Consider the following 20,252-nt stretch of genomic DNA (forward strand, 5'->3'; position numbering starts at 1 on the left):
CAGGGCGGCCCATTGGGATTACAGGGACTTGATGGTGCCTTTTTCCAGCTTGGCGGCAACGGCGCCACGCTGGACATTGATTTCCACGCCGTTGGCAATCTCGATCGCCAGGTACTGGTCACCAGCCTTGGTCACGCGGCCAACGATGCCACCTTGAGTTGCCACTTCGTCACCCTTGTTGATTTCGGCCAGCATCTTCTGGTGTTCTTTCATTTTCTTCTGTTGCGGACGGATCAGCAGGAACCAGAACAAAACGAAAATCACGATCATGGGCAAAAAGCCCATCAGGTCGAGGCCGCCGGCCGCGGAAGTATTGAACATCGATTGAGTCTCCCTTGTTTTAGGATGAATGCGGGTATTACGTGTGCAAGTGGCCGATTGTAGCCACGCTGCGGCTGATTTCCAACCATTGTGCCGAGATGCCGCTTTTGCAAGCGGCATGACGGCGCGTGGCACGACATTACACTGACAGCAGTTGGCCGCGTCAGTTCACGCCGCGGGCGCGGCGCTCGTGGAAGCCGGCTTTCCAGTCTTCAAACTGGTCGGCGTCGATGGCGTCGCGCATCTCCTGCATCAGTACCTGATAGTAGTGCAGGTTGTGGATGGTGTTGAGGCGGGCGCCGAGAATCTCGCCGGTGCGGTGCAGGTGGTGCAGGTAGGCACGGCTGAAGTGGCGGCAGGCGTAGCACTCGCACTGCTCGTCCAGCGGCTTCTTGTCATCCTTGTAGCGCGCATTCTTGATCTTCAGGTCGCCCCACTGCGTGAACAGCCAGCCGTTGCGCGCATTGCGCGTCGGCATCACGCAGTCGAACATGTCGATGCCGTTGGCGACGCCGTGCACCAGGTCTTCCGGGGTGCCGACGCCCATCAGGTAGTGCGGCTTTTCCGCCGGCAGCATGTCCTTGAGTTCGGTCAGCATGCGGTACATTTCCGGCTTCGGCTCACCCACCGACAGGCCGCCGATGGCGATGCCGTCAAAACCGATCTGCATCAGGCCATCCAGCGATTCCTGGCGCAGGTCCTTGTACAGGTTGCCCTGCACGATGCCGAACAGCGCGTTGGGGTTTTTCAGCTCGTCGAAGGCGCGGCGCGAACGCTCGGCCCAGCGCAGGCTCATGCGCATGGATTTGGCGGCGGTGGCGTGGTCGACCTGACCCGGGGTGCACTCGTCGAAGATCATCACGATGTCGGAGTTGAGCACCTTCTGGATTTCCATCGACTTTTCCGGCGACAGGAACAGCTTGTCGCCGTTGACCGGGCTCTGGAAGGTGACGCCTTCCTCGGTGATCTTGTTCAGCGCGCCGAGGCTGAATACCTGGAAACCGCCGGAGTCGGTAAGGATGGGCTTGTCCCAGCCGATGAACTGGTGCAGGCCGCCGAACTTCTCGATGATGTCGAGGCCGGGGCGCAGCCACAGGTGGAAGGTATTGCCGAGAATGATCTGGGCCTTGATGTCGTGCAGCTCGTGCGGGCTCATCGCCTTCACCGAGCCGTAGGTGCCCACCGGCTGGAACACCGGGGTCTCGACTTTGCCATGGTTCAGTTCCAGGGTGCCGCGGCGGGCGCCACCCGATGTCTTGTGCAGGGTAAACTTCAGCATGTGCTTGATAATAATGGCTGGAATCGGAAATTTAGCCGCGCAGTATACACCCCGCGTGCGGCTGGCGTGTGAGCTTTACGCGCAAATGGCTTGCATTTGCCGGCGCCGGTTGGTAATATCGGCAGCCTTGATTGCAGGCACGTAGCTCAGTTGGTTAGAGCACCACCTTGACATGGTGGGGGTCGTTGGTTCGAATCCGATCGTGCCTACCAAATTCAGTTTGGAGTATTAAATGTTCAAGCGAACTACCACCACCCGTATCTCGCGATAAAACCGAGCCATACGGGGTGCCTTTAAAATTAAAGGAATACTCCAAGCAAACCAAAAAGTGCGGCTCAAGCCGCACTTTTTTTTTGGATTTTTGTCGTCCACCTTCACTTTAAAGCTGGAGTTGCTATGCCTGACATTCGCCTGCCCGACGGTTCCATCCGTTCCTTCGACAAGCCGGTAACGGTGCACGAAGTGGCTGCGTCCATCGGTACCGGTCTTGCGCGCGCGGCGCTGGCTGGTCGCGTGGACGGCCAACTGGTTGACACTTCCTATCTGATTGCGGCCAACGTTGATCTGGCCATCATCACCGAGAAAGACGCGGACGGCCTGTCCATCATCCGCCACTCCACCGCCCACCTGCTGGCGTATGCGGTGAAAGAGCTGTTCCCGGAGGCGCAGGTCACCATCGGGCCGGAGATCGAAAACGGCTTCTACTACGATTTCGCCTACATGCGTCCGTTCACGCCGGAAGACCTGGTGGCGATCGAGAAGAAGATGACCGAGCTGGCGAAGAAGGACATCCCGGTCGAGCGCTACGAGCTGCCGCGTGACGAGGCGATTGCCTACTTCAAGAGCATTGGCGAGGCGTACAAGGCCGAGATCATCGAGTCCATTCCGCAGGGCGAGGTGCTGTCGCTGTATCGCGAAGGCGGTTTCACCGACCTGTGTCGCGGCCCGCACGTGCCGTCCACCGGCAAGCTGAAGGTGTTCAAGCTGATGAAGGTGGCCGGTGCCTACTGGCGCGGCGACAGCAACAACGAGATGCTGCAGCGTATCTACGGCACCGCCTGGCAGAAGAAGGAAGACCTGGAGCAGTACCTGTTCATGCTGGAAGAGGCGGAAAAGCGCGACCATCGCAAGCTGGGTCGTCAGCTGGACCTGTTCCACCTGCAGGACGAGGCGCCGGGCATGGTGTTCTGGCATCCGAAGGGCTGGGCGCTGTGGCAGAGCATCGAACAGTATATGCGCAAGACGCTGACCGAGGCCGGCTACCAGGAAATCCGCACCCCGATGGTGATGGACCGCGTGCTGTGGGAAAAGTCCGGCCACTGGGAAAACTACCGTGAGGGCATGTTCACCACCGAGTCCGAAAAACGCGACTACGCGGTGAAACCGATGAACTGCCCGGGTCACGTGCAGGTGTTCAACCAGGGGCTGCGCTCCTACCGCGACCTGCCGATGCGCCTGGCCGAATTCGGTGCCTGCCACCGCAACGAACCGTCCGGCGCGCTGCACGGCATCATGCGTGTGCGCGGCTTCGTGCAGGACGATGCCCACATTTTCTGTACCGAAGAGCAGATCATCGAAGAGGCGCGTGCCTTCAACGAGCTGACCATGGCGGTGTACAAGCGCTTCGGCTTCGACAAGGTGGCGATCAAGCTGTCGCTGCGTCCGGAAAAGTACGCCGGCACACTGGAAACCTGGGATCGCGCCGAGGAAGGTCTGCGCGAGGCGCTGCGCGCCTGTGGCGTGGAGTGGGAAGAGCTGCCGGGCGAGGGCGCGTTTTACGGTCCGAAGATCGAGTATCACATCAAGGACGCGCTGGGCCGTTCCTGGCAGTGCGGTACCCTGCAGCTGGACTATGTGCTGCCGGAGCGTCTCGGCGCCGAGTATGTCACCGAGGATAACGGCCGTGCCCGTCCGGTGATGCTGCACCGCGCGATTCTGGGTTCGCTGGAGCGCTTCATCGGTATCCTGATCGAAAACCACGCCGGTGTTTTCCCGCTGTGGCTGGCGCCGGTGCAGATGGTGGTGATGAATATCACCAGCGCACAGGCCGATTATGCTGCGGATGTGGCAACCAGTTTGCGTAAACTGGGTTACAAAGTCGATCTTGACTTGAGAAACGAAAAGATCGGCTATAAAATCCGCGAGCACAGCCTGCAGAAGCTCCCTTACCAGGTCGTCATCGGCGACAAGGAAAAAGAGGGCGGGCTGGTGGCCGTACGTGCTCGCGGCGAGGATCTGGGTCAGATGACTCTGCAAGCCTTTGCCGACCACCTGCAAGCCGCGATGGCGCAGGTCTGAGTGCCTACGGGTACGATCACTAAACTACAGGAGTATTGGCTATAGCTCAGGAACGCGAACCACGGATCAATGGCGAAATTACCGCCCGCGAGATCCGTCTGGTAGGAGAAGAAGGCGAGCAGCTCGGTATCGTCAGTCTGCGTGAAGGTCTGGCGCTGGCGGAAGAACGCGACGTTGATCTGGTGGAAATTTCGCCGACGGCCCAGCCGCCGGTGGTCAAGCTGATGGACTACGGCAAGTACAAGTACGAGCAGTCCAAGAAGCGCCACGAAGCGAAGCAGAAGCAGAAGCAGATCCAGATCAAGGAAATCAAGTTCCGTCCGGGTACTGACGATGGCGACTACAACGTCAAGCTGCGTAACCTGATCCGCTTCCTCACTGAAGGTGACAAAGCCAAGGTAACCCTGCGTTTCCGTGGTCGTGAGATGGCTCACCAGGATATCGGTCTCGCGCTGCTCAAGCGCGTGGAAGCCGATTTGGCGGAAGTGGGTACGGTCGAGCAGTTCCCGCGACTGGAAGGCCGCCAAATGGTCATGATGATTGCCCCGAAAAAGAAATAATCGGGTATAATCATCGACTTCTTCACGGCAGGCTCGCCTGCCGTGTTGATTTTGTAGGCCGGTAACGGCCTGCAGCAAAAGCGTGACGCAGTGGTTTTAAGTGCCTTTGGCCACCCTGGGTCTAATCTAACGAAAATTCAGCAGGAGCATTCCATGCCGAAAATGAAAACCAAGTCGAGCGCGAAGAAGCGTCTCAAAGTATTGGGCAACGGTGGTGTCAAGCGCTCTATGGCGTTCAAGCGTCATATCCTGACCAAGAAAACCACCAAAACCAAACGTCAATTGCGCGGTACTGCCATGGTAGATAGCACCAACATGGCTTCCGTTCGCAAAATGATGCCCTACGCTTAAGGAGATAATTCATGCCACGCGTAAAACGCGGTGTAACCGCACGTGCTCGTCACAAGAAAATCTTAGCTCTGGCGAAAGGCTATCGCGGCCGCCGGAAGAACGTCTATCGCATCGCCAAACAGGCGGTGATGAAAGCCGGTCAGTACGCCTACCGCGACCGTCGCCAGAAAAAGCGTCAGTTCCGTCAACTGTGGATTGCTCGTATCAACGCCGCTTCGCGTGAAAACGGCCTGCCGTACAGCAAGTTCATGAACGGCCTGAAGAAAGCGCTGATCGAAATCGACCGTAAGGTCCTGGCCGATCTGGCCGTGTTCGATAAGCCGGCATTTGCTCAAATCGTTGAAAAAGCAAAAGCCGCCCTCGCTTAAGCGCTGGATACTAAAAAGGGAGGCTGATGCCTCCCTTTTTTTTCGATCTTCCCCAAGATGGCTGACTCGAGCGCGCCCCGTTCCGGTCAGTTTTCTTACGCATACTGGTGCGACCCATGAGCAATGTTGACGTGATTCTCAAGGAAGGTCTGGCGGCACTCGATGCTGCTGCCGATCTCGTTGAACTGGAACAGGTCAAGGCCCGCTATCTTGGTAAAAGCGGTGCCCTGACCGAGCTGCTGAAGCAGCTGGGCAAACTGTCGCCCGAAGAGCGCAAGAGTGCCGGCGCAACCATCAACGCCGCCAAGCAGGCGTTCGAGACCCGTCTTAACGAAGTGCGCGACGGCTTCAATGCCGCCAAGCTGGCCGCACAGTTGGCCGCAGAGTCGCTGGATGTGACTCTGCCGGGCCGTGGCATCTCGCCGGCCGGCCTGCACCCGGTGACGCTGACGCTGGAGCGTATCACCGGCCTGTTTGCCACCATGGGCTTTGAAGTGGCCGACGGTCCGGAAATCGAAAGCGACTTCCACAACTTCCAGGCGCTGAACATTCCGGAAAACCACCCGGCGCGTGCGATGCAGGACACCTTCTATGTCGAAGGCGGCGACGTGCTGCGTACCCATACCAGTCCGATCCAGGTGCGCTACATGCTGGATAACCAGCCGCCGATCAAGATCGTGGCCCCGGGCCGCGTGTACCGCGTGGATTCCGACGCTACCCACTCGCCGATGTTCCACCAGATGGAAGGCCTGTGGATCGACCAGAACGTGAGCTTCGCCGACCTGAAGGCCACCATCACCGAGTTCCTGCGCCGCTTCTTCGAGCGTGACGACATGCAGGTGCGCTTCCGTCCGTCCTTCTTCCCGTTCACCGAGACCTCGGCCGAGATCGACGTGCTGGACGAGCAGGGGCGCTGGCTGGAAGTCGGCGGTAGTGGCATGGTGCACCCGAACGTGCTGCGCAATGTCGGCATCGACCCGGAAAAATACACCGGCTTCGCCTTCGGTATCGGCCTCGACCGCTTTGCCATGCTGCGTTACGGCGTGAACGACCTGCGTTTGTTCTTCGAGAACGATCTGACGTTCCTGAAACAATTCAACTGATCGCGACGGAGACTCATCATGCAATTTTCCGAACAATGGCTGCGCAGCCGCGTTAACCCGTCGCTGAGCACCGACCAGCTGTCCTACCTGCTGACCATGGCCGGCCTGGAAGTGGAAGAAGTCAACGCCGCCGCCCCCGCTTTCAGCGGCGTGGTGATTGGCGAAGTGAAAGAATGTGAAAAGCACGAGAACGCCGACCGCCTGCGCGTGACCAAGGTCGATGTCGGTACCGGCGAGCTGGTGCAGATCGTGTGCGGCGCGCCGAACGTGGCCGTGGGCGTGAAAGTACCCTGCGCACTGCCGGGCGCCATCCTGCCGGGCGACTTCCGGATCAAGCCGACCAAGATGCGTGGCGTGGAATCCGGCGGCATGCTGTGTTCCGGCAAGGAGCTGGGGGTGCCGGACGAGGTCGACGGCCTGATGCTGCTGCCGGCCGATGCACCGGTCGGCCAGAACATCCGCGACTATCTGGGTCTGGATGACAGCCTCTTCACGCTGAAAATCACGCCGAACCGTGCCGACTGCCTGTCGGTGCGCGGTATCGCCCGCGAAGTGGCGGCACTGACCGGCAGCGCGCTGACGGCCTGGGACATTGCCGCGGTGGCACCGCAAACCGACAGCAAGCTGACGGTCAGCATTGCCGATAACGCACCGTGCGGCCGCTACGTTGGCCGCGTGCTGAAGAACGTGAACGCCGCCGCGCCGACGCCGGACTGGATGAAGCGCCGCCTCGAGCGTTCCGGCCTGCGTTCCATCTCCGCCATCGTCGACATCACCAACTACATCCTGCTGGAGCAGGGCCAGCCGATGCACGCGTTTGATCTGGACAAGATCGACGGCGGCATCACCGTGCGCATGGCCGCCGCCGGCGAGAAGCTGGTGTGCCTGAACGAAAAAGAAATCGAGCTGACGCCGGAGCTGATGGTGATCGCCGATGCCGCCAAGCCGCTGGCCATCGCCGGCATCATGGGCGGCCTCGACAGCGGCGTGACCACCGCCAGCCGCGACATCTTCCTGGAAAGCGCCTTCTTCCAGCCGGAAGCCATCGCCGGCAAGGCGCGCGCACTGGGCTTCGGCTCCGACTCCAGCTACCGCTACGAGCGTGGCGTGGATTTCGCGCTGCAGACCGAAGCCATCGAGCGCGCCACCGCGCTGGTGCTGGACATCTGCGGTGGCGAGCCTGGCCCGCTGACCGAAACCGTGTCGGCGCTGCCGGCACGCGCCAGCGTGGCGGTGCGGACCGCCCGCGTGGCCAAGGTACTGGGCATCACCTTGGCCGCAGACGAGATCGCCGCCATCTTCACCCGACTCGGCCTGTCGTTCGAGCAGAATGCCGACGGTTTCGTGGTCAGCGCGCCAAGCTTCCGCTTCGATATCGCGATCGAGGAAGACCTGATCGAGGAAATTGCCCGCGTCTACGGCTACGACAATATTCCGGCCAACGCCCCGGTCGCCGCGCAAACCATGCTGCCGCAGCCGGAAGGCCTGCGCGTGCGCAGTGAAGTACGCCGCCTGCTGGCCGGCCGCGATTTCCAGGAGATCGTCAGCTACGCCTTCGTGGAAGAGAAGTGGGAGCGCGATTTCGCCGGCAATACCAACCCGGTACGCCTGATCAACCCGATTGCCAGCCAGATGAGCGTGATGCGCTCCAGCCTGATTGGCGGTCTGGTGGACACCCTTGCGGCCAACCTTAACCGCAAGCACAGCCGCGTGCGCGTGTTCGAGATCGCCCGCGTGTTCCACAAACAAGCCGACGGCAGCGTGCAGCAGCCGGAAGTGGTCGCCGGCCTGGCGCACGGTAGCCGTGTCGACGAACAGTGGGGCAGCAAGGCCGAACGCGTCGATTTCTACGACATCAAGGCTGACGTCGAGGCGCTGCTGTATCCGCGCGTCGCCGAATACCGCAAGGCCGCCCATCCGGCCTTCCACCCTGGCCGTTGTGCCGAGGTGCTGCTGGATGGCGCCGTGGTTGGCGTGCTGGGCGAGCTGCACCCGCAGTGGGTACAGGCTTACGGCCTGACCAACGCACCGGTGCTGTTCGAGCTGGCGGCCTGCGCCGCCGAACAGGTTGGCCGCGTCAAGCTGGCGCCGGTCAGCAAGTTCCAGCCGGTACGCCGTGACCTGGCGCTGGTGGTGGCGGAAGAGGTGAGCGCCGCCACGCTGCAGCAGGCGATGCTGGCGGTCGCGCCTGAGTCTGTGCGCGAGCTGGCGCTGTTCGACCTCTACCGCGGCAAGGGCGTGGACGAGGGCAAGAAGAGCCTGGCGTTCCGCATCGTGTTGCAGGCGGCCGACCGCACCTTGGTCGACGATGAAGTCGAGCAAGCGGTGGCCGCGATGCTGGCGGCCGCCGAAGGCGCCGGTGCCGTACTGCGCGCCTGATCCATCCCTGTTGGCCACCCGCCGGGCGGGTGGCGTTTTATCTGATGTTGTAGTGAGGAATTGTCATGACTTTGACCAAAGCCGAGTTGGCCGATCTGTTGTTCGACAAGGTGGGCCTGAACAAGCGCGAAGCCAAGGACATGGTGGAGTCGTTCTTTGAAGAAATCCGCTCCACCCTGGAAACGGGCACCAGCGTCAAGCTGTCAGGTTTCGGTAATTTCCAGTTGCGCGACAAGCCGCAGCGCCCGGGGCGTAACCCGAAAACCGGCGAAGAGATTCCCATCACCGCCCGACGCGTGGTAACTTTCCATGCAAGTCAGAAACTCAAGGGAATGGTTGAACAACATCATGCAAATACCCAAGGCTGAGCTTCCTGCCATTCCGGCCAAACGCTATTTCACCATCGGTGAAGTCAGCGAGCTGACCGGCGTCAAGCAGCATGTACTGCGCTATTGGGAGCAGGAGTTTTCCGAGCTGCGCAACGTCAAGCGCCGCGGCAACCGTCGCTACTACCAGCACCGCGAGGTCTTGCTGGTGCGTCGCATCCGTTCCCTGCTCTACGACGACGGTTTTACGCTGCATGGTGCCCGTCAGCGCCTGGAAGGCGATCAGCCGGCACCGGCTACCGCCGGCGAAGTGCGCAAGGAGCTGCAGGCCATCCTGGACTGGCTGGATCTGAGCCTTGGCAAAGACTGAATAACTGTTTATAATTTTTGCCTTGAGTCGGAGTGTGGCGCAGCCCGGTAGCGCACTTGCATGGGGTGCAAGGGGTCGAAGGTTCGAATCCTTTCACTCCGACCAAAAAATCATTCGAAGGCCACTTGCTTGCAAGTGGCCTTTATCATTTGTTCTCAATATCGCTTTCTCCGTCTCAGTCACCGGGAGCCGCCATCATGATCGCCACGCCGTGTATCGGAGTCTGCTCCACCGCCGTTGGCGACGAGGTCTGCTTCGGCTGCGGCCGGAGTTTTGCCGAGGTCTCCAACTGGCTGGCGCTTGATGATGGCCAGCGTGCCGCCATCCAGGCGCAGCTGTCACGGCGCAAGGTCTGGCTGCAGATGGCGATGCAGAGCGGTGGCCGGCTGCAGGCGATCCAGCCGGCGCAGCAGCAGGCCAGGCTGGCGCTGACGCCGTCGCTGCTGGTCACCCTGGGTTGGCCGCAGCAACGGCAGGGTCGCGGCTATGTGCCGCTGCTGACTCACGACGGCCGCAGCTATCTGCTGCCGGTATACCGCGACGACTGGCTGCGCCTGTTCTGGGACTGCCTGTTTGATGCCGACTGCGCGCCGTTGAACTGAGCGTTCCTTGTCTTCGCCTGCCGATCGGCGGCAAGATAGCGACTCGATCGGGAGCAGGGGGATGCCGCATGGCGCAGGACAGCAGCTTGAGTTCATTCTGGGATAGCCGTTACCAGCAGCAGGTGACACCGTGGGAGAGCGGCCAGCTGCCGGCCGGGTTCGCCGCGCTGGTGCAGCCGCTGCTGCCGCTGGCGCATTCGGTGTTGCTGCCCGGTTGCGGCAGCGGCTATGAGGTCGCCTACCTGCAGCGCCAGGGCTTGCAGGTGGCCGCGATCGACTTCAGTGCCGAGGCGGTGGCGCGGGCGCGGGAGCAGCTCGGACCGCTGGCGTCACTGGTGCGGCAGGCCGATTTTTTCAGTGACGAGGTCGACGGCAGCTGGGACTGGGTGTACGAGCGCGCCTTCCTGTGCGCGTTGCCGCCACCGCGCTGGCCGGCCTATGCCGAGAAAATGGCGCGGCTGGTGAAGCCGGGCGGCTATCTCGCCGGCTACTTCTTCTTGCGGCCAACCTTGAAAGGCCCGCCCTTCGGCGCCGAGCTTGCCCGGCTGCAGGCACTGTTCCAGCCCTGGTTCACCCTGCACCAGCAAACCCCGGTGAGCGGCTCCTTGCCGGTGTTCGCGCCGGACGAGTATTGGCTGTGCTGGCAGCGATCCGATGCACACTTGACGACGGTCATTTGATTTAAGATGGCCGCTGTATTTTTCTACAGAAACAGTGTAAAAACGACCGACAATAAGTGCAGATAGGCACGCGTGCTAGCAACAGGAGACATGAAGGATGAATTGGTTCTGGCGGACTTATTACCTGATGGAAAAATCGTTCTGGAACTCGCTGACCAAGAAACTGTGCAGCTTTTTCTTTATCAGCCTGTTTCAATTGATCCTGATTGCCTACGTTTACCTGGCACTGGATGACATCCGCCAGCTGGTCGGTGGTCAGGAGCTGACCGAGCCGATCCGCCAGCAGATCTTCTCGCTGCTGGACAAGACCATGATCTGGTCGTTCGCCATCTGGTGCGTGTCGCTGGTGTTCATCGCCTTCATGGTCTGGTATCTGCGCTTCCTGATCGTGCGGCCATTGCAGATGATCATCGCCATCTTCCGCGAGATCGGTGCCGGCGAGGGCGACCTGTCACGCGAGATCCCGACCATCACCTACGACGAGATCCGCGATCTGTCGCTGTCCTATAACGAATTCCTGAAGAAGATGCGCGAGATCATCAGCAATGTGCGCATCATGACCATCCGCATCGCCATGGACTCCACCCGCACGCGCAAGAACATCGGCGAGTCGCTGAGCAGCGCCAAGCAGCAGGCGGAGCTGGCCAGCCAGGTGCGTGACTCCAGCGACAAGACCACCGCCGGCATCAACCAGGTGTCGGCCGAAACGCAGTCGATTTCCACCACCACCGTCGGCAACCTGGCGATGGCGCGCGAGTCTTATGCGGAGCTGCAGGACGCGGCGACGCGGATAGGCGAGATCAGCGGCCGCGTCGGTGCCTTCAACACCACCGTGGTGGAGCTGAACAACCGCTCGGCCAGCATCAAGACCATTGTCGACCTGATCAAGGACATCTCGGAACAGACCAACCTGCTGGCGCTGAATGCGGCGATCGAAGCGGCACGCGCCGGCGAATCCGGTCGCGGTTTTGCGGTGGTGGCCGACGAGGTGCGCAAGCTGGCGGAGCGGGTGCGGGTAGCGACCGAGGAAATCTCCGGCAATATCGACGGCATGCTCAATCTGGTGTCGCATACCCAGGAGGCGACCGCGCGCATCAATACCGATACCGCGCAGGCGCTGGACGTGGTCAATCGTTCCTCGCAGCACTTCGGCCGCATGATGAGCGATTTTGAAAACATGGCCAGCGGTCTGACCGAAATCGCCGGCACCATGGAGCTGTTTGCCGGCACCAACCTGCAGGTCAACCGCAATGTCTCGGAAATCCACGGCCTGAGCACGGTGGTGTCCACGCACCTGGCGCAGTCGGAAGACGTGTCGGTGAAGCTGTCGGTGGCGGCGGAGCAGGTGCAGGAGCTGGTGTCGCGCTTCGTGATCGGCGAGGGCGAGCTGGATGCGGTGATCGGCGTTGCCCGGCACGCCCGCGATAACCTGGCGGAAATGCTGGAGCGGGCGCAGGGCGAGGGCCTCAACATCTTTGACCAGCGCTACCAGCCGATTCCCGGCTCCAATCCGGCGAAATTCCATACCGCCTACGACGACAAGCTGGCACCGGCATTGCAGAAGATCTACGATCAGGTGGTGCAAAAGACCAATGGCGGCCGTTTCTGCCTGCTGGTCGATACCAACGGTTATGCGCCGACGCACAACAGCTTCTATTCCAAGCCGCTGACCGGCGACCTGCAGCAGGATCTGGTCGGCAGCCGCGACAAGCGCATCTTCAACGATCCGACCGGCATCAAGTCGGCGAAGAATACCCAGCCGTTCCTGTTGCAGACCTATATGCGCGACACCGGCGAGATCCTGTCGGAGATTGCGTTGCCGATCCGGCTCGCCGGCCGGCACTGGGGCGCGATCCGCGTCGGTTTCGACCCGTCGGCGCTGCTGCAGGCGGACTGACACACAGCCCATGACAAAACGCCCGGATCGTGACTATCCGGGCGTTTTGTTTGGCTGCGTATTCCGGGCCTAGTGCTTGCGGTGGCAGGCGTTGGGACAGCTGGCGCAGCGCTCGGACAGGCCGACACACTCCAGCGATTGCTTCAGCGAGCACACTGAGCGACGGCAGGCGATGAAACGGATGTTCTCCTCGTTGGCCAGCTGGCGGAAGTGCTTCATCACGTTGTGGCCGAGGAAGTCGGTGAACAGGATCAGCAGGTCGGTGCCTGCCGGCAGGCGATCCACCTTGCGCTGGTGCGAGCTGTTGCGCCCGCTGAGGTGCTTGTTGATGGAAATACCGAAGTTGTCCAGTACGCCAGGAATATTGCCCAGTGTATCGGCGCCGACCAGCATTGCATTCATGATGAGACCTTTCACTGTATTTTTAACAATGATATTTATTCTCATTTGCAAATGCAAATCAAAGTTGCATGGCCGGCGCTTCCGTTGCATTTATGCCAAAGCAGTAGCCTAGAACTCCTTGCCGGCCAGCCAGATCGACCAGATCAGCCACAGGCTGTTGAAGAACGCCACCATGAAGCCGAGAAAGCCGAACAGCGGCAAGCCGAACAGGGTCGGCCCGCCATCCACCGTCATCACGATTGAGGAGCCAATGATCAGGCAGCCGGTGACGATGCCCATCGTCAGCCGGTTGACGCTCTTGTCCAGCTGGTGGCCGAACTGCTCCAGCCGCTTCAGGTCGAGATTGATGCGGAACTTGCCGTGCTTGATGTCGCGGCCGATGCGGATGATGTCGCGCGGCAGGCTGGCCAGCATGGCGAAGCCGTCGCTCAGCGTTTCGCGGCCGCGCTTGAGCAGTGCCTCCGGACGGTAGCGTTCGATGATCAGCTTGCGCACGAACGGGGTGAGGTGTTCCACCAGCTGGAATTGCGGCTCCAGCTGCCGGCCCAGCCCCTCCAGCGTGATCAGCGCCTTGAACAGCATCGCCATGTCCGCCGGCAGCAGGATGCCGTGGTTGCGGATCAGCGCCATCAGGTCGTTGATCAGCTGCGACATGTTGAGGTCTTTCAGCACCACGTGATCGTACTGGAAGAAAATCTCGCCGATGTCCTCGGCAAACTGCTCCTCGTCCACCGGCACGCTGCCGGTCCAGCCTATCAGTACCCCCATCATCGCGTGCTCGTCGCGCTGCGCCATCGCCGCCAGCAGGTCGACGATCTCGTCGCGGCGACGGTGCGACAGGCGGCCAACCATGCCGAAGTCGATGAAGGCGATGCGGTCTTCCGGCAGGAAGATGACGTTGCCGGGGTGCGGGTCGGCGTGGAAATAGCCGTTGAGCAGGATCATCTTCAGCACCGCGTCGGCGCCGCGTCGCGCCAGCAGCGACGGATCCAGCCCTGCCGCCGGCAGCGCGCTGACCGGCGAGGCGCTGAAACCGTCGATGAAGTCCTGCACGTTCACGTCGGCACGGGTGTACTCCCAGTACACCTTGGGAATGCGGATATAGGGATCCTCGGCAAAGTCGCGGGCAAAACGCTCCATATTGCGGGCTTCGGCGGCCAGATCCAGCTCGCGCTTCAGCGAGCGGGCAAACTGCGCCACGATGTCGGATGGCATGAAACGGCGCGCGTCGGGGAACTCCAGCTCGATCAGATGGGCCAGATGCTCCAGGATGCGCAAGTCGGCATCGACTTTCTGCACGATGCCGGGGCGGCGCAGCTTGACCACCACCTCGCTGCCGTCGTGCAGCGTGGCGCGGTGTACCTGCGCGATGGAGGCCGAACCGATCGGCACCATGTCGAAGCGGGCGAACAGCGTCTCCGGCGCCTCGCCCAGCACTTGTTGCAGGTAGGGCGCCAGCAGTGCCTCCGGTATCGGCGGCACGGTATTTTGCAGCTTTTCGAATTCATTGATCCATTCCGGCGCGAACAGGTCGACGCGGGTAGACAGGATCTGGCCCAGCTTGATGAAGGTAGGGCCCAGTTCCTCGAAGGCGAGGCGGACGCGGATGGGAGCGGGGATGGCGTCGGCGCTGTCCGGCAGGCGCAGGTTGAACCACTCGCCGGCCTTTTCCACCGCCGCCGGCAGTCGCAAGCGCTGCACGAATTCACCCAGTCCGTGCTTGAACAGCACCGCGCTGATTTCGCGCAGGCGGGGCAAGTCGCGCATGGCTATCAATGTTTCTCTGAGCATTTTTTCTGACCCGTTATGACGGCTTTACAGTGCCGGTTCGCTTCGCTACAGTGCAAGCCTATGAAATTGCATCTTCACCTGTTTGCCATCATTTTGGCCGGATTTATGTCGTTTGCCCATGCCGAACCGGAATCCGGGGTGGGCAACAAGCCGAATCTGGGTATTTTCGCCGATCCGATTGCCCAGTTTGCCGCGCCTGGCGAAGAAGCCGTGGGTGACCTGCTGCTGCAGGCGATGAGCCTGATGGGTGTGGCCTACCGTTTTGGCGGCAGCAGTCCGGAAACCGGCCTCGACTGTTCCGGTTTCATCCAGTACGTATTCCGCAAGTCCCTGCGCGTCAACCTGCCGCGCACTTCGGCCGAGATGGCGCGCGCCGGTCGCGTGATCGAGCGCGACGAGCTGGCGCCGGGTGACCTGGTGTTTTACAACACGCGCGGTTTCCAGTATTCCCACGTCGGCCTCTATCTGGGCGGCAACAAGTTCATCCATTCGCCCCGCACCGGCAAGTCGGTGGAGGTGGTCAACATGGCCAACAGCTACTGGTCGCAGCGCTTCAACGGCGCCCGGCGGGTGAACCGTGGCGGTAGCGAGTGGAAAGAGCCGGTGACGGCGCGCGCGGCCGACAGGCCGCCAGCGGAGAAAAAGCTGGCCGAGAAGAAAGTGGCCGAGAAAAAAACTACCGACAAGAAGTCGGCCGACAAGCCGGTAGCGGAGAAGAAGGGCAGGAGCAGTACCCGCGCCGAACGGCGTAAGGCGGCGCGCGAGCAGGAGGCGGAGCGCAAGACCGCCAGCCGCAAGAAAAGCGAGCAGAACCCGCGCAAAAAGAAAAAACCGGACTGAACGGACGGAACATTTCGGGATGGTGACTATCCATTCCCTTTTTAGCTTGCAGCCCGGATTGCGGGCTGCAGGCTTTTTCAGCAAGGTAAAACGGTCATGAGTTTGCAACTTCCCACCTGGTATGCCCCGGACGGCAGCGTGGTGTCCTGCACCGAGAAGATCAAGGTGATGACAGAAAATCTGCAGGAACTGGGCCAGATGGCGCAGGACGCGTTCGAGGACGCCATCCTGATGGGCTGCGATGAACAGCAGGTGCGCGCGTTCCTGGTGGACATGATGCAGCGCCTGGAAAACCCCTACCAATCCTGAGCCCCCAATTCTGAGCAAGGTATCGATGTCTTTTCCTTTCGAGATGTTTGTCGGGCTGCGCTACCTGCGCGCGCGGCGTCGTAACGGTTTTATTTCCTTCATCTCGCTGATGTCGGTGCTGGGCATCGCGCTGGGGGTGGCCGCGCTGATCGTGGTGCTGTCGGTGATGAACGGCTTCCAGCAAGAGATCCGCGGCCGCATGTTGTCGGTGGTGTCGCACGTCGAGGTTGGCAGCTACGACGGCCGCGTCGCCGGCTGGCCAAAGTTGGCCGCAAACCTGACGCAGCAGCCGCACGTGCTGGCCGCCGCGCCCTACGTCAATGCACAGGGCCTGTTGTCCAGCGGCGGCTCGGTCCGCGGCGCCATGGTGCGCGGCATCGTGCCGCAGCAGGAAGACAAGGTTATCGACCTCGGCCAGCAGATGCAGCGCGGCAAGCTGACCGACCTGCAGCCGGGCAAGTTCGGCATCCTGCTCGGTTACGAGCTGGCGCGGGCGCTGGGGGTGGAGGTGGGCGACAAGGTGACGCTGATCACGCCGCAAGGCAATGTCACCCCCGCCGGCATGATGCCGCGCCTGAAGCAGTTCACCGTCACCGGCGTGTTCAAGATCGGCATGTTCGAGTACGACTCGTCGCTGGCGATGATCCACCTGCGCGACGCGCAGGTGCTGTTCCGCATGGGGCAGGACGTGTCCGGCGTGCGCCTGAAGCTGGACGACCCGCTGCAGGCGCCGCAGGTCAAGGCGGCGCTGAACGGCCAGCTGGCGGCCAACCAGGTGGCCAGCGACTGGACCGACATGAACAGCAACTACTTCCGCGCGGTGCAGATCGAGAAACGCATGATGTTCATCATCCTGACGCTGATCGTCGCGGTGGCGGCGTTCAACCTGGTGTCGACGCTGGTGATGGTGGTTACCGACAAGCAGGCCGACATCGCCATCCTGCGTACCCTGGGCGCCAGCCCGGCCAGCATCATGCAGATTTTCATGATCCAGGGCTCGGTGGCCGGCGTGCTCGGCACCCTCAGCGGGGTTGCCGGCGGCCTGCTGCTGGCCTTCAACCTGGACGTGATCCTGCCGGCGATCGAAAGCGTGCTCGGCATGCGCCTGCTGTCCAGCGAGGTGTACCTGATCGACTACCTGCCGTCCGAGGTGCAGCTGTCGGACGTGGTCACCATTGCCGTCATTTCCCTGGTGTTGTCGTTGCTGGCAACGCTGTATCCAAGCTGGCGCGCGGCGCGTACCCGCCCGGCGGAGGCACTGCGTTATGAGTGAAGTCCTGTCCTGCCGCGATCTGGGGCGTGTCTACCGCGAGGGCGAGCTCGACGTCAGCGTGCTCGCCGGTATCAACCTGTCGGTGCAGCAAGGCGAGCGCCTGGCCATCGTCGGCGCCTCCGGCTCCGGCAAGAGCACGCTGCTGCATCTGCTGGGCGGGCTGGACCGCCCGACCAGCGGCGAGGTGCTGCTGATGGGGCAGGCGATCGGCAGCCTGTCCGAGCAGAAGCTGGGCGAACTGCGCAACCGGAGCCTCGGCTTTGTCTACCAGTTCCACCACCTGCTGCCGGAATTCAGCGCGCTGGAAAACGTGATGATGCCGCTGTTGATCCGGCGCACGCCGCGTCACGAAGCGGCGGCGGCGGCGCAGGCGATGCTGGCGCGCGTCGGTCTCGGCGCGCGGCTGCAGCACAAGCCGGGTGAGCTGTCCGGCGGCGAGCGACAGCGCGCGGCGATGGCGCGCGCGCTGGTGACCAATCCGGCCTGCCTGCTGGCCGACGAGCCGACCGGCAACCTTGACCGCGCCAATGCCGAGGCGGTGTTCGAGCTGATGCTGGAACTGAACCGCACGCTGGGCACCAGCCTGATCATCGTCACCCATGATCACGCGCTGGCACACCGCGTCGGCAAGGTGCTGACCCTGACGCCGCAAGGCCTGAGCGTTGCGGCCAACCTTGAGCACGAAACATGATCAATACCGTGAATGACATGCTGGACGGCTGGACGCCGGGGGTCACCCTGCACCGGCTGGGCCAGGTGATCCAGGGCGAAACCGGCTGGCAGGAACTGCTGGTCGGCGTCGCCGCTTTGCTGTGCGCCTGGCTGTGGGCGCGGCAGCTGTACCGCCGCTATTTCCAGACCGCGCAGGCGCAGGAGTGGTCGTTCGGCAAATACCTGCTGTACCGGCTGGTGTATCCGCTGTCGGCGCAGTTGCTGACCCAGGCCCTGGCGCTGGGCTGGCAGCTGCTGCAGGGACAGTCGTCGGTGATCCTGATGCTGTCGGCGACGCTGCTGTTCTGGCTGTCGCTGATCCGGGTGCTGACCGCCATCGTGCGTCACGCGCTGCCGGAGGGCAAGGTGGAGCGCCACTCGGAACACCTGCTGGCGATGCTGCTGTGGCTGGCCTTTGCCGCGTGGGTGACCGGCATCGATACGCTGGCGCTGAGCTGGCTGGAGTCGGTGCGCTTCCGTGTCGGCAAGAACGAGCTGAACCTGCTGATGATCCTGTCGGCGCTGTTGTGGGTGTCGGTGATCCTGGTCGGCGCGCTGTGGGTCAGCAAGCTGATCGAGAAGCGGGTGATGAAGCTCGGCGACATCGACATGAACCTGCGCTTCGTGATCAGCAAGCTGGCGCGCACGCTGCTGATCATCGGCGCGGTGATGGTGGCGCTGCCGATCGTCGGCATCGACCTTACCGTGCTGTCGGTATTCGGCGGCGCGCTGGGTGTCGGTCTCGGCTTCGGCTTGCAGAAAATCGCCAGCAACTACGTGTCCGGCTTCATCATCCTGCTCGACCGCTCCATCCGCATCGGCGACCGGCTGATGGTTGACGGCCGCGTCGGCTACGTCAGCAAGATCACTGCGCGCTACGTGGTGCTGAAGGGGCTGGACGGCAGCGAGGTGCTGGTGCCGAACGAGGCGCTGATCGCCAATACCGTGATCAACCAGTCCTATACCGACAAGCAGATCTGGATCAGCATGCCGATCCAGGTTGCCTACGACACCGATCTGGAACTGGCGCAGCGCCTGCTGCGCGAGGCTGCCGAACACCCGCGGGTGATGACCGAGCCGGCGCCGAACGCCTTCGTCACCGCCTTTGCCGAGTCCGGCATCAATCTGGAAATCGGGCTGTGGGTGAAGGACCCGGAAAACGGCATCGCCGGTCTGCGTTCCGACATCAACCTGCGCATCTGGCAGCTGTTCAAGCAGCACCATGTGCAGATCCCGTATCCGCAACGCGAGTTGCGGGTGGTCAACCAGGCGGTGGTGCCATCACCGGTCGAGGCCAACGCATGAGCTGCCAGACACTTGCCGTCATTGATGACGATGCCGCGGTACGGCAATCGCTGCTGTGGCTGCTGGAAAGCGACACCCTGCGCGTCACCGGTTTTGACAGCGCCGAGGCCTTTCTCGCCGCGCCGGACAATACCGCCTTCAACTGCCTGATCGTCGACCTGCGCCTGTCCGGCATGAGCGGCATCGTGCTGCTGCAAACCTTGGCCGCATGGGCGTACTGCCCGCCGGTGGTGATGCTGACCGGCCACGGCGACGTGCCGCACGCGGTGGCCGCGTTCAAGCTGGGGGTGGTCGATTTCCTGGAAAAACCGTTCGACGACCAGCGCCTGCTGGCGCAGGTCGAGCACTGCCTGCAGCAGGACCACGTCGCGCGCGAGCAGCACCAGCGCGAATCGCGGCTGCACCAGACGCTGGCGACGCTGACCGAACGCGAAAAGGAAGTGATGCAGCTGGTGCTGGCCGGCCTGCTCAACAAGCAGATCGCCGAGGCGCTGCACATCAGCATGAAGACGGTGGAAGTGCACCGCGCGCGGGTATTCGACAAGATGGGCGTCAAGTCGGCGGTGGAACTGGCGGGCCTGATCGCCAGCTTGGCCGGCGCGGCGGGCAAGCCATGAGCAAGGCGCCGAAGCAGCCGGTATCGGTGCTGGTGGTGATCCACAGCGCCGACGGCCAGGTGCTGCTGATCGAACGCGCCGACCGTCCCGGCTTCTGGCAATCGGTGACTGGCAGCCGCGAAGGCGACGAGCGCCTGTGCGACACCGCGCGGCGCGAGGTGTTCGAGGAAACCGGCATCGATGCGGCCAAGCTTGCGCTGAGCGACTGGCAGCAGCAGAACGTGTACGAGATCTACCCGCACTGGCGCCACCGCTACGCGCCGGGAGTGACGCACAACACCGAGCACGTGTTCAGCCTGCAGTTGCCGGCACCGTGCGCGGTGCAACTGGCCGCCGCCGAGCATCTGGCCTGGTGCTGGCTGCCGTGGTCGCAGGCGGCCGACAAGGTGTTCTCGCCGTCCAATGCCGCGGCGATCCGCGCGTTGGGGCAACGGCTGGCAAATGCTGAAGATGGCTGAATCATTCTCAAG

At 62.2% G+C, this 20,252-nt stretch carries 22 protein-coding genes and 2 tRNA genes; 20 read left to right on the forward strand and 4 right to left on the reverse strand.

Annotated elements, in window-relative coordinates:
- Window positions 1–18: 18 nt before the first annotated feature.
- Both yajC and tgt read right to left on the reverse strand, forming a co-directional pair.
- Window positions 19–321 carry a preprotein translocase subunit YajC gene (yajC, locus tag NOM55_RS08425; protein ID WP_120811475.1) on the reverse strand — a complete coding sequence of 101 codons (303 nt, stop codon included), beginning with the start codon at window positions 319–321 and terminating at the stop codon, window positions 19–21.
- Between the two features lie 163 nt (window positions 322–484).
- Entirely contained in the window at window positions 485–1,600 is a 1,116-nt protein-coding gene (gene tgt, locus NOM55_RS08430) for a tRNA guanosine(34) transglycosylase Tgt (RefSeq protein ID WP_170152169.1), read from the reverse strand.
- A 135-nt stretch (window positions 1,601–1,735) separates the two neighbouring features.
- On the opposite strand from tgt, the gene NOM55_RS08435 reads away from it, so the two are divergent.
- From NOM55_RS08435 to NOM55_RS08495, 13 genes are all read left to right on the forward strand, one after another.
- Window positions 1,736–1,812 (forward strand) — tRNA-Val (locus tag NOM55_RS08435).
- 184 nt (window positions 1,813–1,996) lie between these two features.
- A complete protein-coding gene (gene thrS / locus NOM55_RS08440; RefSeq protein WP_255908226.1) occupies window positions 1,997–3,898 on the forward strand; it encodes a threonine--tRNA ligase in 1,902 nt (633 codons plus the stop codon).
- A 35-nt stretch (window positions 3,899–3,933) separates the two neighbouring features.
- Window positions 3,934–4,458 (forward strand): translation initiation factor IF-3, encoded by a 525-nt coding sequence (infC, locus tag NOM55_RS08445; protein WP_082133798.1) that lies wholly within the window; start codon window positions 3,934–3,936, stop codon window positions 4,456–4,458.
- A gap of 153 nt (window positions 4,459–4,611) precedes the next feature.
- Entirely contained in the window at window positions 4,612–4,809 is a 198-nt protein-coding gene (gene rpmI, locus NOM55_RS08450; protein WP_047967884.1) for a 50S ribosomal protein L35, read from the forward strand.
- Window positions 4,810–4,820: 11 nt separating this feature from the next.
- On the forward strand, window positions 4,821–5,177 hold the full coding sequence (gene rplT, locus NOM55_RS08455) for a 50S ribosomal protein L20 (RefSeq protein ID WP_047967885.1): 357 nt from the start codon (window positions 4,821–4,823) through the stop codon (window positions 5,175–5,177).
- A gap of 116 nt (window positions 5,178–5,293) precedes the next feature.
- Window positions 5,294–6,280, forward strand: coding sequence for a phenylalanine--tRNA ligase subunit alpha (gene pheS, locus NOM55_RS08460; RefSeq protein WP_255908227.1), 987 nt, complete (start codon window positions 5,294–5,296; stop codon window positions 6,278–6,280).
- An 18-nt stretch (window positions 6,281–6,298) separates the two neighbouring features.
- Window positions 6,299–8,659: a phenylalanine--tRNA ligase subunit beta gene (gene pheT / locus NOM55_RS08465; protein WP_255908228.1), complete on the forward strand. Its 2,361-nt coding sequence runs from the start codon at window positions 6,299–6,301 to the stop codon at window positions 8,657–8,659.
- A gap of 65 nt (window positions 8,660–8,724) precedes the next feature.
- Window positions 8,725–9,027: an integration host factor subunit alpha gene (locus tag NOM55_RS08470; RefSeq protein WP_047967888.1), complete on the forward strand. Its 303-nt coding sequence runs from the start codon at window positions 8,725–8,727 to the stop codon at window positions 9,025–9,027.
- Window positions 9,008–9,355, forward strand: coding sequence for a MerR family transcriptional regulator (locus NOM55_RS08475; protein WP_047967889.1), 348 nt, complete (start codon window positions 9,008–9,010; stop codon window positions 9,353–9,355). The genes NOM55_RS08470 and NOM55_RS08475 overlap by 20 nt, the downstream gene beginning before the upstream one ends.
- 28 nt (window positions 9,356–9,383) lie before the next feature.
- Window positions 9,384–9,460: transfer RNA gene (locus NOM55_RS08480), tRNA-Pro, on the forward strand.
- Window positions 9,461–9,552: 92 nt separating this feature from the next.
- On the forward strand, window positions 9,553–9,957 hold the full coding sequence (locus NOM55_RS08485) for a DUF1289 domain-containing protein (RefSeq protein ID WP_255908229.1): 405 nt from the start codon (window positions 9,553–9,555) through the stop codon (window positions 9,955–9,957).
- A gap of 86 nt (window positions 9,958–10,043) precedes the next feature.
- Window positions 10,044–10,637, forward strand: coding sequence for a methyltransferase domain-containing protein (locus tag NOM55_RS08490; RefSeq protein WP_255908230.1), 594 nt, complete (start codon window positions 10,044–10,046; stop codon window positions 10,635–10,637).
- Between the two features lie 97 nt (window positions 10,638–10,734).
- Window positions 10,735–12,534, forward strand: coding sequence for a methyl-accepting chemotaxis protein (locus NOM55_RS08495; protein WP_047967892.1), 1,800 nt, complete (start codon window positions 10,735–10,737; stop codon window positions 12,532–12,534).
- 69 nt (window positions 12,535–12,603) lie between these two features.
- On the opposite strand, the gene NOM55_RS08500 is transcribed toward NOM55_RS08495, so the two are convergent.
- Window positions 12,604–12,936: a DUF2325 domain-containing protein gene (locus NOM55_RS08500; protein WP_047967893.1), complete on the reverse strand. Its 333-nt coding sequence runs from the start codon at window positions 12,934–12,936 to the stop codon at window positions 12,604–12,606.
- A gap of 108 nt (window positions 12,937–13,044) precedes the next feature.
- Window positions 13,045–14,703: an AarF/UbiB family protein gene (locus tag NOM55_RS08505; RefSeq protein WP_308446532.1), complete on the reverse strand. Its 1,659-nt coding sequence runs from the start codon at window positions 14,701–14,703 to the stop codon at window positions 13,045–13,047.
- A gap of 129 nt (window positions 14,704–14,832) precedes the next feature.
- Between NOM55_RS08505 and NOM55_RS08510 the strand changes: the two genes are divergently transcribed.
- The 7 genes from NOM55_RS08510 (at window position 14,833) to nudB (ending at window position 20,240) form a co-directional block, all read left to right on the forward strand.
- The gene (locus tag NOM55_RS08510; RefSeq protein ID WP_255908232.1) at window positions 14,833–15,567 is read left to right on the forward strand and encodes a C40 family peptidase; all 735 of its coding nucleotides are present in this window, start codon (window positions 14,833–14,835) and stop codon (window positions 15,565–15,567) included.
- A 96-nt stretch (window positions 15,568–15,663) separates the two neighbouring features.
- Window positions 15,664–15,876 (forward strand): hypothetical protein, encoded by a 213-nt coding sequence (locus tag NOM55_RS08515; RefSeq protein WP_047967896.1) that lies wholly within the window; start codon window positions 15,664–15,666, stop codon window positions 15,874–15,876.
- Window positions 15,877–15,901: 25 nt separating this feature from the next.
- Window positions 15,902–17,149 (forward strand): lipoprotein-releasing ABC transporter permease subunit, encoded by a 1,248-nt coding sequence (locus NOM55_RS08520; RefSeq protein WP_255908233.1) that lies wholly within the window; start codon window positions 15,902–15,904, stop codon window positions 17,147–17,149.
- Entirely contained in the window at window positions 17,142–17,840 is a 699-nt protein-coding gene (lolD, locus tag NOM55_RS08525) for a lipoprotein-releasing ABC transporter ATP-binding protein LolD (protein ID WP_120811498.1), read from the forward strand. Before NOM55_RS08520 ends, lolD begins: the two co-directional genes overlap by 8 nt.
- Complete coding sequence (locus tag NOM55_RS08530) at window positions 17,837–19,165, forward strand: mechanosensitive ion channel family protein (RefSeq protein ID WP_255908234.1); 1,329 nt, start codon at window positions 17,837–17,839, stop codon at window positions 19,163–19,165. The genes lolD and NOM55_RS08530 overlap by 4 nt, the downstream gene beginning before the upstream one ends.
- Window positions 19,162–19,782: a response regulator transcription factor gene (locus NOM55_RS08535; protein ID WP_255908235.1), complete on the forward strand. Its 621-nt coding sequence runs from the start codon at window positions 19,162–19,164 to the stop codon at window positions 19,780–19,782. The genes NOM55_RS08530 and NOM55_RS08535 overlap by 4 nt, the downstream gene beginning before the upstream one ends.
- On the forward strand, window positions 19,779–20,240 hold the full coding sequence (gene nudB, locus NOM55_RS08540) for a dihydroneopterin triphosphate diphosphatase (protein WP_255908236.1): 462 nt from the start codon (window positions 19,779–19,781) through the stop codon (window positions 20,238–20,240). Before NOM55_RS08535 ends, nudB begins: the two co-directional genes overlap by 4 nt.
- Window positions 20,241–20,252 lie beyond the last annotated feature (12 nt).

Origin of the sequence: Vogesella sp. AC12 (assembly GCF_024437575.1) — a bacterium.
Classification (GTDB): Bacteria; Pseudomonadota; Gammaproteobacteria; order Burkholderiales; family Chromobacteriaceae; genus Vogesella; species Vogesella indigofera.

Excerpts from the sequence above, each read along its gene's own strand:
- pheT (WP_255908228.1), top strand. The coding sequence starts at position 6,299 with ATGCAATTTTCCGAACAATGGCTGCGCAGCCGCGTTAACCCGTCGCTG.
- lolD (WP_120811498.1), top strand. The coding sequence starts at position 17,142 with ATGAGTGAAGTCCTGTCCTGCCGCGATCTGGGGCGTGTCTACCGCGAG.
- pheS (WP_255908227.1), top strand. The coding sequence starts at position 5,294 with ATGAGCAATGTTGACGTGATTCTCAAGGAAGGTCTGGCGGCACTCGAT.
- NOM55_RS08495 (WP_047967892.1), top strand. The coding sequence starts at position 10,735 with ATGAATTGGTTCTGGCGGACTTATTACCTGATGGAAAAATCGTTCTGG.
- NOM55_RS08505 (WP_308446532.1), bottom strand. The coding sequence starts at position 14,703 with ATGCGCGACTTGCCCCGCCTGCGCGAAATCAGCGCGGTGCTGTTCAAG.
- rplT (WP_047967885.1), top strand. The coding sequence starts at position 4,821 with ATGCCACGCGTAAAACGCGGTGTAACCGCACGTGCTCGTCACAAGAAA.
- nudB (WP_255908236.1), top strand. The coding sequence starts at position 19,779 with ATGAGCAAGGCGCCGAAGCAGCCGGTATCGGTGCTGGTGGTGATCCAC.
- NOM55_RS08500 (WP_047967893.1), bottom strand. The coding sequence starts at position 12,936 with ATGAATGCAATGCTGGTCGGCGCCGATACACTGGGCAATATTCCTGGC.
- rpmI (WP_047967884.1), top strand. The coding sequence starts at position 4,612 with ATGCCGAAAATGAAAACCAAGTCGAGCGCGAAGAAGCGTCTCAAAGTA.
- NOM55_RS08475 (WP_047967889.1), top strand. The coding sequence starts at position 9,008 with ATGCAAATACCCAAGGCTGAGCTTCCTGCCATTCCGGCCAAACGCTAT.
- NOM55_RS08515 (WP_047967896.1), top strand. The coding sequence starts at position 15,664 with ATGAGTTTGCAACTTCCCACCTGGTATGCCCCGGACGGCAGCGTGGTG.
- NOM55_RS08530 (WP_255908234.1), top strand. The coding sequence starts at position 17,837 with ATGATCAATACCGTGAATGACATGCTGGACGGCTGGACGCCGGGGGTC.
- NOM55_RS08535 (WP_255908235.1), top strand. The coding sequence starts at position 19,162 with ATGAGCTGCCAGACACTTGCCGTCATTGATGACGATGCCGCGGTACGG.
- NOM55_RS08510 (WP_255908232.1), top strand. The coding sequence starts at position 14,833 with ATGTCGTTTGCCCATGCCGAACCGGAATCCGGGGTGGGCAACAAGCCG.
- NOM55_RS08520 (WP_255908233.1), top strand. The coding sequence starts at position 15,902 with ATGTCTTTTCCTTTCGAGATGTTTGTCGGGCTGCGCTACCTGCGCGCG.
- tgt (WP_170152169.1), bottom strand. The coding sequence starts at position 1,600 with ATGCTGAAGTTTACCCTGCACAAGACATCGGGTGGCGCCCGCCGCGGC.
- NOM55_RS08470 (WP_047967888.1), top strand. The coding sequence starts at position 8,725 with ATGACTTTGACCAAAGCCGAGTTGGCCGATCTGTTGTTCGACAAGGTG.
- yajC (WP_120811475.1), bottom strand. The coding sequence starts at position 321 with ATGTTCAATACTTCCGCGGCCGGCGGCCTCGACCTGATGGGCTTTTTG.
- NOM55_RS08485 (WP_255908229.1), top strand. The coding sequence starts at position 9,553 with ATGATCGCCACGCCGTGTATCGGAGTCTGCTCCACCGCCGTTGGCGAC.
- thrS (WP_255908226.1), top strand. The coding sequence starts at position 1,997 with ATGCCTGACATTCGCCTGCCCGACGGTTCCATCCGTTCCTTCGACAAG.